The 13886-nt window shown below is 55.2% G+C and carries 13 protein-coding genes; 9 read left to right on the top strand and 4 right to left on the bottom strand.

Annotated elements, in window-relative coordinates; genetic code table 11:
- Positions 1–167 precede the first annotated feature (167 nt).
- The 5 genes from IM282_RS10540 (at position 168) to IM282_RS10560 (ending at position 4149) form a co-directional block, all read left to right on the top strand.
- Positions 168–611, top strand: coding sequence for a PTS sugar transporter subunit IIA (locus IM282_RS10540; protein ID WP_058677685.1), 444 nt, complete (start codon positions 168–170; stop codon positions 609–611).
- A gap of 79 nt (positions 612–690) precedes the next feature.
- Positions 691–963: a PTS sugar transporter subunit IIB gene (locus tag IM282_RS10545; protein WP_003861447.1), complete on the top strand. Its 273-nt coding sequence runs from the start codon at positions 691–693 to the stop codon at positions 961–963.
- 21 nt (positions 964–984) lie between these two features.
- On the top strand, positions 985–2376 hold the full coding sequence (locus tag IM282_RS10550) for a PTS ascorbate transporter subunit IIC (RefSeq protein WP_017383437.1): 1392 nt from the start codon (positions 985–987) through the stop codon (positions 2374–2376).
- On the top strand, positions 2373–3203 hold the full coding sequence (locus IM282_RS10555) for a transketolase (RefSeq protein WP_192970381.1): 831 nt from the start codon (positions 2373–2375) through the stop codon (positions 3201–3203). Before IM282_RS10550 ends, IM282_RS10555 begins: the two co-directional genes overlap by 4 nt.
- On the top strand, positions 3196–4149 hold the full coding sequence (locus tag IM282_RS10560) for a transketolase family protein (RefSeq protein WP_023306640.1): 954 nt from the start codon (positions 3196–3198) through the stop codon (positions 4147–4149). Before IM282_RS10555 ends, IM282_RS10560 begins: the two co-directional genes overlap by 8 nt.
- Positions 4150–4258: 109 nt before the next feature.
- Here the strand turns inward: IM282_RS10560 and pta are convergent, their stop codons facing one another.
- Positions 4259–6400 carry a phosphate acetyltransferase gene (gene pta, locus IM282_RS10565; RefSeq protein ID WP_192970382.1) on the bottom strand — a complete coding sequence of 714 codons (2142 nt, stop codon included), beginning with the start codon at positions 6398–6400 and terminating at the stop codon, positions 4259–4261.
- Positions 6401–6475: 75 nt separating this feature from the next.
- A complete protein-coding gene (ackA, locus tag IM282_RS10570) occupies positions 6476–7678 on the bottom strand; it encodes an acetate kinase (RefSeq protein ID WP_022648835.1) in 1203 nt (400 codons plus the stop codon).
- Positions 7679–8013: 335 nt separating this feature from the next.
- Between ackA and yfbV the strand changes: the two genes are divergently transcribed.
- The 4 genes from yfbV (at position 8014) to IM282_RS10590 (ending at position 11635) form a co-directional block, all read left to right on the top strand.
- On the top strand, positions 8014–8469 hold the full coding sequence (gene yfbV / locus IM282_RS10575) for a terminus macrodomain insulation protein YfbV (protein WP_003861459.1): 456 nt from the start codon (positions 8014–8016) through the stop codon (positions 8467–8469).
- 92 nt (positions 8470–8561) lie between these two features.
- The gene (locus IM282_RS10580; protein ID WP_008502874.1) at positions 8562–9056 is read left to right on the top strand and encodes a YfbU family protein; all 495 of its coding nucleotides are present in this window, start codon (positions 8562–8564) and stop codon (positions 9054–9056) included.
- Positions 9057–9067: 11 nt separating this feature from the next.
- Positions 9068–9727, top strand: coding sequence for a sugar phosphatase (locus IM282_RS10585; protein WP_022648834.1), 660 nt, complete (start codon positions 9068–9070; stop codon positions 9725–9727).
- A 75-nt stretch (positions 9728–9802) separates the two neighbouring features.
- Complete coding sequence (locus IM282_RS10590) at positions 9803–11635, top strand: SLC13 family permease (RefSeq protein ID WP_022648833.1); 1833 nt, start codon at positions 9803–9805, stop codon at positions 11633–11635.
- Positions 11636–11717: 82 nt separating this feature from the next.
- Here IM282_RS10590 and yfbR read toward each other — a convergent pair whose 3' ends face one another.
- A complete protein-coding gene (gene yfbR / locus IM282_RS10595) occupies positions 11718–12317 on the bottom strand; it encodes a 5'-deoxynucleotidase (RefSeq protein WP_022648832.1) in 600 nt (199 codons plus the stop codon).
- 117 nt (positions 12318–12434) lie between these two features.
- Positions 12435–13649, bottom strand: a complete 1215-nt coding sequence (gene alaA / locus IM282_RS10600) for an alanine transaminase AlaA (RefSeq protein ID WP_022648831.1) — start codon at positions 13647–13649, stop codon at positions 12435–12437.
- Positions 13650–13886 lie beyond the last annotated feature (237 nt).

A 13886-nucleotide genomic window follows, 5' to 3' on the forward strand; every position in this document is an offset into this window, starting at 1 on the left:
AAATCCCTTTTTTTGCTGTGATTTCGCACCAGGATAGCAATTTGATAGCGCTATCACAGTTCTGCATGTTAGTCGTTGGTAGCGCTATCTTTGTGATCGCGATCGCAGTCATTAATTGATGGGTTGAATAGAGTTTGCCCATGTCTGGTCTTTAGCGGGAGTGAAAAATGCTCAAAAAGTGGATATATGATACAACCATCATCCTGCAGGATAGCGTTGAAAGCTGGCCCCAGGCGCTGGAACTGTGCGCGAAACCGCTGCTGAATTTGCAGGTCATTGCGCCGGAATATGTCACGGCTATCATTGAGCAGCATCACAGGTTAGGTCCCTACTATGTGCTGGCTCCTGGGCTGGCAATGCCACATGCGCGACCGGAAGAAGGGGCGAAAGGACTTGGCCTGTCATTATTAAAACTGAAACAGGGCGTCTCATTTGGTGCTGGTGAGTTTGACCCCGTCGATGTGATTGTGATGCTGGCGGCGCCGGACAAACATAGCCATATCGAAATGATCTCCGCCTTAGCAGAATTATTTTCCAGCGACGAAGATATGGCTGAATTACATCGGGCGAATACGCTGGAGGAGATAAAAACCGTTATCAATCGCTTCTGATTTAATTATTTAATCCGATTCATCTCAACATTACGCGTCAGCGTGATGGGGCGTACTCTACTCAAAAAAGGGGATAACAATGAAAATCATGGCTATTTGCGGCTCCGGCCTGGGCAGCAGTTTTATGGTCGAAATGAATATTAAAAAGGTGCTCAAAAAACTGGAAATTGAGGCAGAGGTTGAACACTCCGATCTCTCCTCGGCCACGCCGGGCGCGGCGGACCTGTTTGTAATGGCGAAAGACATTGCCGCCAGCGCCAGCGTGCCGGAAAGCCAGCTGGTGGTGATCAACAATATTATCGATATCAATGAACTCGAAGCGCAGCTGCGCGCCTGGTTCGAAAGACAATAATCCTGAAAAGGCGAGGTGGATATGTTTATCCTTGAAACGCTGAATTTCGTTGTTGATATTTTAAAAGTCCCTTCAGTCCTGGTCGGGTTAATTGCCCTGATTGGTCTGGTGGCGCAGAAAAAAGCCTTTTCAGATGTGGTAAAAGGCACAATTAAAACCATTCTCGGCTTTATTGTACTGGGCGGCGGCGCAACCGTGCTGGTGGGCTCTTTAAATCCGCTCGGCGGTATGTTTGAGCACGCCTTTAATATTCAGGGCATTATTCCCAACAATGAAGCTATTGTGTCGATTGCCCTGGAAAAATATGGTGCCTCCACCGCGCTCATTATGGCTTTCGGGATGGTGGCGAATATTATTGTCGCGCGCTTTACCCGCCTGAAGTACATCTTCCTGACTGGGCATCACACCTTCTACATGGCGTGCATGATTGGCGTGATCCTGACGGTCGCAGGCTTCGAAGGGGTAGGGCTGGTCTTTACCGGTTCGTTGATCCTCGGCCTGATTATGGCCTTCTTCCCGGCGATTGCGCAGCGCTATATGAAGCGTATTACCGGCAACGATGAGATTGCCTTCGGTCATTTCGGCACGCTGGGCTACGTGCTGTCCGGCTGGATTGGCAGCAAGGTCGGTAAAGGCTCGCGCTCCACCGAAGAGATGAACCTGCCGAAGAACCTCAGCTTCCTGCGCGACAGTTCGATCTCCATCTCACTGACCATGATGATTATCTACCTGATTATGGCGGTGAGCGCCGGGCGTGAGTACGTGGAGGCCACCTTCAGCGGCGGCCAGAACTACCTGGTGTACGCCATCATTATGGCCATCACCTTCGCGGCAGGCGTGTTTATCATCTTGCAGGGTGTGCGCCTGATTCTGGCGGAAATTGTCCCGGCCTTTACCGGCTTCTCGGAAAAACTGGTGCCCAATGCGCGACCTGCGCTGGACTGCCCGGTGGTCTACCCGTATGCGCCAAACGCGGTGCTGATTGGCTTCCTGTTCAGCTTCCTCGGCGGGATTGTAGGCTTGTTCATCTGCGGTCAGTTTAGCTGGGTGCTGATCCTGCCGGGCGTCGTGCCGCATTTCTTCACCGGTGCAACGGCGGGCGTGTTTGGGAACGCCACCGGCGGACGTCGCGGGGCGATGATTGGCGCCTTTGCTAACGGCCTGCTGATCACCTTCCTGCCGGTCCTGCTGCTGCCTGTTCTGGGCGCGATTGGCTTTGCGAATACGACCTTCTCGGACGCCGACTTTGGCGCCGTCGGGATTGTGCTCGGCAACCTGGCGCGCTTCCTGTCGCCGCTTGCCATCACCGGACTGGTTGTTGTGTTGTTTGCGCTGCTGGTGGCCTACAACGTCTTCGCTAAAAACAAACCTGCCAGCGGTAACGCGCAGGAAAACCCCGGAGCCAAATCATGAATGAGAATGAAATAACCGAACTGGCGCGTCAGATCCGCCTTGAGACGCTGAAATCCCTGACGCAGCTGGGTTTTGGTCACTACGGCGGCAGCATGTCAGTCGTTGAAACGCTGGCCATTCTGTACGGCGCGGTGATGAAAATAGACCCGGCCGATCCGGACTGGCCAGAGCGCGATTACTTTGTGCTGTCGAAGGGACATGCGGGCCCGGCGCTGTACAGCACGCTGGCGATTAAGGGCTACTTCCCGATTGAAGAGCTGAGCACGCTAAACCAGAACGGAACGCGTCTGCCAAGCCACCCGGATCGCCTGAAAACACGCGGCGTGGATGCCACCACCGGATCGCTGGGGCAGGGGATCTCCATTGCAGGCGGCATGGCGCTGTCGCACAAGCTGGCAGAAAGGCCAAACCGGGTGTTTTGCATCGTTGGCGACGGGGAGCTGAACGAAGGGCAGTGCTGGGAAGCCTTCCAGTTTATTGCTCACCATCGACTGAACAATCTGACGGTGTTCGTGGACTGGAACAAACAGCAGCTCGACGGCGAGCTGGACGAAATCATCAGCGCCTTCGATCTGGAAGGCAAATTCCGGGCCTTTGGTTTTGACGTGGTGACGGTGAAGGGGGATGACATTCCGGCGCTGCTGGAGGTGACCGCACCGATCCCTGCGGCCGATGCGCGTCCGCGGGTGGTGATCCTCGACAGCATCAAAGGGCAAGGGGTGCCATACCTGGAACAGCTCAGCAACTCGCATCACCTGCGATTAACTGAGGAGAGCAAAGCAGCGCTCAACGAGACGATTCGCCAACTGGAGGCTTCACATGATTAAGGTTGCACCGACAGGACAGAAAGATTCGGTTGAGATGCGTAAGGTCTATGCGGGTTTTGTGGCAAAACAGATTGAGGCCGGGAGCGAGATTATTGCGCTCGAAGCGGATCTGATGAGCTCGATGGCGATGGACGGCGTAGCGCGTGATTATCCACAGCACGTCATCAACTGCGGCATTATGGAGGCCAACGTGATTGGGACGGCCGCCGGGCTGTCGCTCACCGGACGTAAGCCGTTCGTCCATACCTTTACCGCCTTTGCCAGCCGTCGCTGCTTCGACCAGCTGTTTATGTCCCTGGACTACCAGCGCAATAATGTGAAGGTGATTGCCTCGGATGCGGGCGTGACGGCCTGCCACAACGGCGGGACGCATATGTCGTTTGAGGATATGGGCATCGTGCGCGGTCTGGCGCATTCAGTAGTGCTGGAGGTGACCGATGCGGTGATGTTCGAAGATGTGCTGCGTCAGCTTATCGACCTGGAAGGCTTCTACTGGGTGCGGACCATCCGTAAACAGGCGCCGAGCGTCTATGCCCCGGGGTCAACCTTCACCATCGGCAAGGGCAACGTGCTGCGCGAGGGAACCGATATTACCCTGATTGCTAACGGCATTATGGTGGCGGAAGCGCTGGAGGCGGCGCGCCAGCTGGAGCAGGAGGGGGTAAGCGCAGCGGTCATCGACATGTTTACCCTGAAGCCCATCGATCGGATGCTGGTGAAAAATTATGCCGAGAAAACCAGGCGTATTGTGACCTGCGAAAACCACAGCATTCACAACGGGCTGGGGTCGGCGGTGGCGGAAGTGCTGGTGGAAACCTGTCCGGTGCCGATGCGGCGGGTTGGGGTGAAGGAGCGTTACGGTCAGGTAGGCACGCAGGACTTCCTGCAGAAGGAGTATGGCCTGACGGCACATGACATTGTGTCGGCGGCACGAGAGTTGCTGTAATAAAAAAGGCGACCGTTGAATGGTCGCCTTTTTTGCCGGATGGCGCTTCGCTTATCCGGCCTACAAAACCCTGGGCCCGGTAAGCGCTAGCGCCACCGGGCTTTTTAGCTTACTGCTGCTGCGAAGACTGGATCGCCGTCAGCGCGATGGTGTAGACGATATCGTCAACCAGCGCACCACGAGACAGGTCGTTCACAGGCTTGCGCATACCTTGCAGCATTGGCCCGATGGAGATCAGGTCTGCTGAACGCTGTACCGCTTTATAGGTGGTGTTACCGGTGTTCAGATCCGGGAAGATGAACACGGTAGCGCGACCTGCAACCGGCGAGTTAGGCGCTTTAGATTTCGCAACGTCAGCCATTACCGCGGCATCGTACTGGAGCGGGCCGTCGATCATCAGATCCGGACGTTTTTCCTGCGCAATGCGGGTTGCTTCACGGACTTTCTCTACGTCGCTGCCTGCACCAGAAGTACCGGTGGAGTAGGAGAGCATCGCGACGCGCGGTTCGATACCGAAGGCAGTCGCGGAGTCCGCAGACTGGATAGCGATTTCTGCCAGCTGCTCTGCGGTTGGGTCCGGGTTGATCGCGCAGTCGCCATAAACGTAAACCTGTTCAGGCAGCAGCATGAAGAACACGGAGGAGACCAGAGAGCTGCCCGGTGCGGTTTTGATCAGCTGCAACGGTGGACGGATGGTGTTCGCGGTGGTGTGAACCGCACCGGAAACCAGGCCGTCAACTTCGTCCTGCTCCAGCATCAGCGTACCCAGCACGACGTTGTCTTCCAGCTGCTCGCGCGCAACGGCTTCGGTCATGCCCTTGTTCTTACGCAGCTCAACCAGGCGGGCAACGTAGCTTTCGCGAACCACTTCCGGGTCAACGATCTCAATGCCAGCGCCCAGCTCAACGCCCTGAGACGCCGCAACGCGGTTGATCTCATCCGGGTTACCCAGCAGCACACAGGTCGCGATACCGCGCTCTGCACAGATGGCCGCCGCTTTAACGGTACGTGGTTCGTCACCTTCTGGCAGAACCACGCGTTTGCCCGCTTTACGCGCCAGCTCGGTCAGCTGGTAACGGAAGGCTGGAGGAGACAGACGACGGCTGCGCTCGGACGTCGCCGTCAGGGATTCGATCCAGTCTGCGTTGATGTAGCCCGCAACGTATTCCTGAACTTTCTCGATACGCTCGTGGTCATCAACCGGCACTTCGAGGTTGAAGCTTTGCAGGCTCAGGGAGGTCTGCCAGGTGTTGGTGTTCACCATGAAGACTGGCAGGCCAGTGGCGAACGCACGTTCGCACAGCTTGCTGATACGCGCGTCCATTTCATAGCCGCCGGTCAGCAGAATTGCACCGATTTCCACGCCGTTCATTGCAGCCAGGCACGCTGCAACCAGCACGTCTGGACGGTCAGCAGAGGTCACCAGCAGTGAACCTGCGCGGAAGTGTTCCAGCATGTGTGGAATGCTACGTGCGCAGAAGGTTACGGACTTCACGCGGCGGGTGTTGATATCGCCTTCGTTGATCACGGTGGCGTTCAGGTGACGCGCCATATCGATTGCACGGGTGGCAATCAGATCGAAGCTCCATGGCACCGCGCCCAGAACAGGCAGCGGGCTGGAATCCTGCAACTTAGCCGGGTCAACTTTAATGACTTTCGCTTTGGAGGAGTCGTCAAAAATTTCGGACAGGTCAGGACGCGTACGGCCCTGCTCATCTACTGGCGCGTTCAGCTTGTTAACAATCACGCCGGTGATGCTGGTGTTTTTCGCACCGCCGAAGCTGCTGCGCGTCAGTTCGATACGCTCTTTCAGCTGCTCTGGGGTATCCGTGCCCTGAGACATCACAAAAACGATCTCTGCGTTCAGGGTTTTCGCGATTTCAAAGTTCAGAGATTGGGCAAACTGGTGTTTACGGGTCGGGACCAGGCCTTCAACCAGCACCACTTCCGCGTCCTGCGCGTTTGCGTGGTAGTTGGCAATGATCTCTTCCATCAGCACGTCTTTCTGGTTGCTGGAGAGCAGAGATTCAACGTGGCTCATCTTTAGCGGTTCAGCCGCTGGCAGATTGGAGTTCTTACGAACGATGGAGGTGGTCTGGTCTGGCGCATCGCCACCGGCACGTGGCTGGGCGATAGGCTTAAAGACGCTCAGACGAACGCCTTTGCGTTCCATAGCGCGGATCACGCCGAGGCTGACGCTGGTCAGGCCGACGCTGGTTCCGGTAGGGATCAGCATAATAGTACGGGACACGGTTTATCCTCTTTCGTTACCGCCGCGTTGGGCGGGCTACAAAACAGCACCGCCAGCATTGCTGGCGGTGTGGAATCAGGCAGTCAGGCGGCACGCGTCTTGCGCGATGACCAGCTCTTCGTTAGTTGGGATAACGATAGCCGGGCGGGTGCCTTCTTTGTTGATGAAGCCAGACTTGCCGAAGCGGGCAGCCAGGTTACGCTCGTGATCGACTTCGAAGCCCAGAACGCCCAGTTTGCCCAGGGACAGCTCACGTACCATTGCCGCGTTCTCACCGATGCCGCCGGTGAAGATAACCGCGTCCAGACGACCGTCCATCAGCGCGGTGTAAGAACCGATGTACTTCGCCAGACGGTGGCAATAAACGTCCATTGCACGTTTAGCGTCAGCTTTTTCTGCGTAGTTGTCTTCAACGTAACGGCAGTCGCTGGTGACTTCGGTCAGACCCAGCAGGCCAGACTCTTTGGTCAGCATTTTGTTGATGTCGTCAACGCTCATGCCCAGGGTGTCGTGCAGGTGGAAGATGATCGCCGGGTCGATATCACCGGAACGGGTACCCATCACCAGACCTTCCAGCGGGGTCAGACCCATAGAGGTATCAACACACTTACCGTTGCGGATAGCAGAAACAGAACCACCGTTGCCCAGGTGGCAGGTGATGATGTTGACTTCTTCAACCGGCTTGTTCAGTACTTTTGCGGCTTCCTGAGTCACATAGAAGTGGCTGGTGCCGTGTGCGCCGTAGCGACGTACGCCGTGCTCTTTGTACAGGCTGTATGGCAGGGCATAGAGGTAAGACTCTTCCGGCATGGTCTGATGGAACGCGGTGTCAAACACGGCCACGTTTTTATCTTTCAGATTCGGGAAGGATTTCAGTGCTTCAGCGATACCGATCAGGTGAGCCGGGTTATGCAGCGGTGCGAAAGACGCAGAGTCTTTGATGCCCTGAATCACAGAGTCGTCGATTACCACGGAGCTGGTGTATTTTTCGCCGCCGTGGACGATACGGTGACCAATCGCAGTCAGCTGAGCAGACAGTTCTGGTTTTTGTGCCAGAATAGTGTTAACGATAAAGTTCAGCGCTTCACTGTGAGCGGCGCCTGCACCTAAAGCCGCTTCTTGTTTGCTGCCGTCCATCTTCCACTTGATACGTGCTTCAGGCAGATGGAAACATTCGGCCAAACCAGAGAGGTACTCATCACCGTTGAGCGCATCGATGATGGCGAATTTCAGTGAAGAGCTACCGCAGTTCAGAACCAGTACTAACTTACTCGACATGGAAGTACCTATAATTGATACGTGGCTAAAAAAACGTCAATGAGTCTAAAGCGTAACGCATGCTGACTCAGACATTTATGATTAACATCATGCCAAACGAACATTCTGGCAGGATGGAAGAAATACCTATGATTTTAAGCCATTTTGAACATTTTTCAGACAATGGCATAATATGCGATAATTTGACGAGTTAACGCTTCTCGTCTACGGCCTATCAGGCTGGCACAGGATACCCGATACGGGGTAGCGATGACAAAATATTTTGAACGTTGTCATAGCCTGTTGTGGTTTTGCACGAAAATTTTAATTTTTATATGTGAAGTTGAGGTACAGCCATGTCAACACCTGAAATCCCGTCCGTAAACTTTTTTAGTCTGTTTCGTCGGGGACAGCATTACGCAAAGACATGGCCGATGGAAAAGCGCCTCGCGCCCATGTTTATTGAAAATCGCACTATTCGCGCCACGCGCTATGCGATTCGCTTTATGCCCCCGATCGCCGTCTTTACTCTTTGCTGGCAAATTGCGCTGGGTGGACAGCTTGGACCTGCCGTCGCGACGGCGCTCTTTGCGTTAAGCCTGCCGATGCAGGGATTGTGGTGGTTAGGTAAACGTTCCGTCACGCCACTTCCGCCTTCTATTTTACACTGGTTTTATGAAGTGCGTGGAAAACTGGAGGAGGCCGGCCAGGCGCTCGCCCCGGTTGAAGGCAAGCCGGATTATCAGGCGCTGGCGGACACCCTCAAGCGCGCGTTTAAACAGCTTGATAAAACATTCCTCGATGACTTGTGATTGATCATCGAAACGACGACCAAAAGAAGGCACAGTAACAATCAGTTACCGTGTCTTTTTTTTACAGTGCAATGCGCTACAGGAGTCGAAAGATGGAAATGACCCATGCTCAACGTCTGATTTTGTCTAACCAGTACAAGATGATGACTATGCTTGATCCCGATAACGCTGCGCGCTACAGCCGCCTGCAAACCATTGTTGAACGTGGTTTTGGCTTGCAGATGCGCGAACTGGATCGCGAATTTGGCGAACTGAAAGAGGAAACCTGCCGTATCGTTATCGACATCATGGAGATGTACCATGCGCTGCATGTGTCCTGGACCAATCTGAAAGACCAGCAGTCCATTGATGAGCGCCGCGTGACGTTCCTGGGCTTTGATGCCGCGACGGAAGCGCGCTATCTGAGCTATGTGCGCTTTATGGTGAACACCGAAGGGCGCTACACTCATTTTGATGCGGGTACGCACGGCTTCAACGCCCAGACCCCAATGTGGGATAAGTATCAACGTATGCTGAGCGCGTGGCACGCCTGTCCGCGTCAGTACCATTTAAGCAGCAACGAAATTCAACAAATCATTAATGCCTGACGGAGGTGCGTGTGCAGTGTAAAGGTTTTCTGTTTGATCTGGACGGTACGCTGGTGGATTCGCTGCCGGTAGTGGAGCGTTCCTGGTGTCATTGGGCCGACAGGCACGGCATTGACCATCAGGATGTACTGAATTTCATCCATGGCAAACAGGCCATTACCTCATTGCGGCACTTCCTGGCGGGACGTCCTGAGGAAGAGATTCAGGCGGAGTTCAAATATCTGGAGCAGATTGAAGCTACCGACACTGAGGGCATCACCGCGCTGCCCGGTGCGCGCGAATTGCTTGAGCATCTGAATGAAGCGCAGATCCCGTGGGCTATCGTCACCTCCGGCTCGGTTCCTGTCGCGCATGCCCGCCATAAGGCGGCCGGTTTACCGACGCCGGACGTCTTCATTACCGCTGAGCGCGTAAAGCGCGGCAAGCCCGAACCGGATGCGTTTCTGCTCGGCGCTGAACTGCTCGGCCTTGCGCCAGCGGAGTGCGTGGTGGTGGAAGACGCGGCGGCAGGCGTGCTGGCCGGGCTGAACGCCGGAAGCCACGTCATTGCCGTTAACGTCCCGGCGGGGTCCCCCCGGCTGGAGGAGGCGGATTTTGTGCTTAATACTCTGACCGCCATCGACGTCTCGAAGGCATCAGACGGCGTTGTAACCGTCTCGCTAAAAATGTAATCCCATGATATAGCCCCGCATTACCGGGGCTTTTTTATGGCAAAATTGCTTCTCCTCCACTGACAAGGACATGTTGTGAACGGTGAACTGATTTGGGTCCTGAGCCTGCTGTTAATCGCCATCATTCTTTTTGCCACGGGCAAGGTGCGCATGGATGCCGTCGCCCTGTTTGTGATTGTCGCGTTCGTTCTGAGCGGTACCCTTTCCCTGCCAGAAGCCTTTTCCGGGTTTAGCGATCCCAACGTTATTTTGATTGCCGCCCTGTTTATTATTGGCGACGGGCTGGTACGCACCGGCGTGGCGACGATGATGGGGTCGTGGCTGGTTAAAGTGGCGGGCAGCAGCGAAACCAAAATGCTGATTTACCTGATGCTGACGGTCGCCGGACTGGGTGCGTTTATGAGCTCGACGGGGGTCGTGGCCATCTTTATTCCGGTTGTGCTGAGCGTCTGCATGAGGATGCAGATCTCCCCGTCGCGGCTGATGATGCCGTTGAGCTTTGCCGGGCTCATCAGCGGCATGATGACGCTGGTCGCGACACCGCCGAACCTCGTCGTGAACAGCGAACTGATCCGTGAGGGGCTTGAGGGGTTTAGCTTTTTCAGCGTCACGCCGATCGGGCTGGTTGTACTGGTGATGGGCATTATCTATATGCTGTTGACCCGTTTCGCGCTGAAAGGGGAGAAGCAGGACAAAGCCAAAGAGGGCTGGAAGCGGCGAACTTTTCGCGATTTGATCAAAGAGTACCGTCTGACCGGGCGCGCCCGTCGGCTGGCTATCCGCCCCGGTTCGCCGATGATAGGCCAGCGGCTGGACGACCTTAAGCTACGCGAACGCTATGGCGCGAACGTCATCGGGGTTGAGCGCTGGCGTCGTTTTCGTCGGGTAATCGTTAACGTGAATGGGGTGTCAGAATTTCGCGCGCGTGACGTCCTGCTGATTGATATGTCCACCGCGGACGTGGATCTGCGAGAGTTTTGTAGCGAGCAGCTGCTGGAGCCGATGGTGCTGCGCGGCGAGTATTTCTCCGACCGGGCGCTGGATGTGGGTATGGCCGAGGTGTCTCTAATCCCGGAATCGGAGTTATTGGGCAAAACCGTGCGCGAAATCGGCTTTCGTACCCGCTATGGTCTCAACGTGGTGGGCCTGAAGCGCGATGGCGTAGCCCTTGAAGGGGCGGTGGTGGATGAGCCGATCCTGCTGGGGGATATCTTCCTCGTGGTCGGCAACTGGAAACTGATTAGCCAGCTCGGGCAGAAAGGCCGCGATTTTGTGGTGCTGAATATGCCGATTGAAGAGAGCGACGCGTCACCGGCGCACAGTCAGGCGCCCCATGCGATTTTTTGCCTGGTGTTGATGGTCGCGTTGATGCTGACGGACGAGATCCCTAACCCGGTGGCGGCGATAATCGCCTGTCTGTTAATGGGCAAATTCCGCTGTATCGACGCCGAAAGCGCTTACAAAGCGATTCACTGGCCAAGCATCATTCTCATCGTTGGGATGATGCCCTTCGCCCTGGCGCTACAGAAAACCGGCGGGGTGGATTTGATCGTAAAAGGCTTAATGGACGCGGGCGGGGGATATGGTCCGTACCTGATGATGGTTTGCCTGTTCGTCATGTGCGCCACCATTGGTTTGTTCATCTCCAATACCGCAACGGCGGTGCTGATGGCGCCTATTGCGCTGGCGATGGCAAAATCGATGGGCGTTTCGCCCTATCCGTTTGCGATGGTGGTAGCGATGGCGGCGTCCGCGGCATTTATGACGCCGGTATCTTCCCCGGTCAATACCCTGGTGCTGGGGCCGGGAAACTATCGATTCAGCGATTTTGTAAAGCTGGGCGTGCCGTTCACCGTGCTGGTGATGCTGGTATGCGTGGTGCTGATTCCGGTGTTATTTCCGTTCTGAGAACATCGCCGGGTGGCGGCTACGCCTTACCCGGCCTACGTGATTCGTAGGCCCTGCAAGCGCAGCGCCGCTGGGCGAAAAACTACAGCGGTGAATCCTGACTGATCTCATCCAGCGACAAATGGAAGCTCGGCACAAACACCTGCATAAAGTAATCCATCTCTTCGCTACGGCGGGAGTCGAGCGTTTTCTCCAGGCGCGTTTTCGCCAGCAGGAACTCGTTATTCCCCGCGGATAACTCTTCCAGACATTTCAGGTAGGCGCACAGCGCATCGGCCTGCTTAACCAGGGATTTCTCCTCTTCCGTATACTGATGCTCGTCGATCAGTGGCCCGAAGATATCACGCAGCTCATCAGGCACCATGTCGATCAGCTTCTGCTGGGCAATCTTCTCAATGGCCTTATATTCCTGGGCAATCTGCGAGTTGAAATATTTCACCGGCGTAGGCAGATCCCCGGTCAGCACTTCCGATGCATCGTGGTACAACGCCAGCAGGGCGATACGTTCGGCATTAACCTGCCCGTTGAATTTGCGGTTTTTAATTGCTGCCAGCGCATGAGCGACCATGGCAACCTGCAAACTGTGCTCAGACACATTTTCAGTGCGCACGTTGCGCATCAGCGGCCAGCGGTTGATGAGTTTCAGGCGGGAGAGGTGGGCAAAGAAATGACTCTGACTCATAGGTTACCTTATGTCTTCACTGCGACGGACTTCATTGTGCGGGGAGGGGAGGGAAGATGCAAATTTGCAGATGTTACAGGCCGGGTAAGCGCAGCGCCACCCGGCGGAAAGTCAGCGTTACTGATGGTACCCCGAGAGGAATCGTCCGAAGCGGCTGATGGCCATTTCGAGATCGTCTTCGCGCGGCAGGGTTACAATACGCACGTGATCCGGCCACGGCCAGTTAAACGCCGTCCCCTGAACCAGCAGCACTTTTTCCTGCAACAGGAAGTCGAGCACCATTTTCTGGTCGTCGTGAATATTGAAGCGCTTCGCGTCGATTTTCGGGAACATATACAGCGCGCCGTTAGGCTTCACGCAGGAGACGCCCGGAATATCATTAATTAATTCCCATGCACGGTTGCGCTGTTCATAGAGGCGGCCGCCTGGAACGATAAACTCGCTGATGCTTTGATAGCCCCCGAGTGCTGTCTGGATCGCATGTTGCGCCGGTACGTTGGCGCACAGACGCATGGATGCCAGCATCTCCAGCCCTTCAATGTAGCCTTTCGCATGTTTTTTCGGACCGTTCAGTACCATCCAGCCCTGACGGAAACCTGCAACGCGGTAAGTTTTAGACAGTCCGTTAAAGGTGACCGTCAGCAGATCGGGCGCCAGCGCGGCGATAGAGTGGTGCTGCGCCGCGTCGTACAGGATCTTGTCGTAAATCTCGTCGGCAAAGATGATCAGGTTGTGCAGGCGGGCGATCTCGACGATCTCCATCAGCAGCTCTTTTGAATAGACCGCGCCCGTCGGGTTATTCGGGTTAATGATCACGATTCCCCGGGTGCGCGGTGTTATTTTGGCGCGAATGTCATCCAGATCCGGGAACCAGTCCGACGATTCATCGCAAAGATAGTGCACAGCTTTACCGCTGGAGAGCGATACCGCAGCCGTCCACAGCGGATAGTCTGGAGCGGGAACCAGCATTTCATCGCCGCTGTTCAGGAGCGCCTGCATCGCCTGAACGATCAGCTCCGAGACACCGTTGCCAATGTAGATATCTTCAACGGTGACGTCGCGCATACCGCGAGCCTGGTAGTGCTGCATAATGGCTTTACGGGCGGAGTAGAGCCCTTTTGAATCGCAGTAGCCTTGTGCAGTGGGCAGGTTACGGATCACATCCACCAGGATCTCATCCGGCGCTTCAAAACCAAATGGCGCGGGGTTGCCGATGTTGAGTTTCAGAACCTTATTGCCTTCCTCTTCAAGGCGTTTTGCCTCTTTGAGTACCGGGCCACGGATGTCGTAACAGACGTTGTCGAGCTTGCTGGATTTTTCGATAGGGGACATGAACCTTTAACCTTTTCGCTATTATTGCAACTTCCTGCCGTGGAAGCAGCACGGAACAATGTACTCCCACCGCGCTTCGTTTTGAAGGGCGCACAGAAGAAGATTTTGTCCAACCAGGCAGCACTGCTGTGATTGCTTAATCTAATGATGGAGTGATTTTGCGCCTGAAATTACCGTGAAAACGCTTATTGTTGGGTTTTTTATGCTGAAAGTTTCACATAAATATTAATATTATTC

It is taken from the genome of Enterobacter cloacae complex sp. P29RS (assembly GCF_014893445.1).
Classification (GTDB): Bacteria; Pseudomonadota; Gammaproteobacteria; order Enterobacterales; family Enterobacteriaceae; genus Enterobacter; species Enterobacter intestinihominis.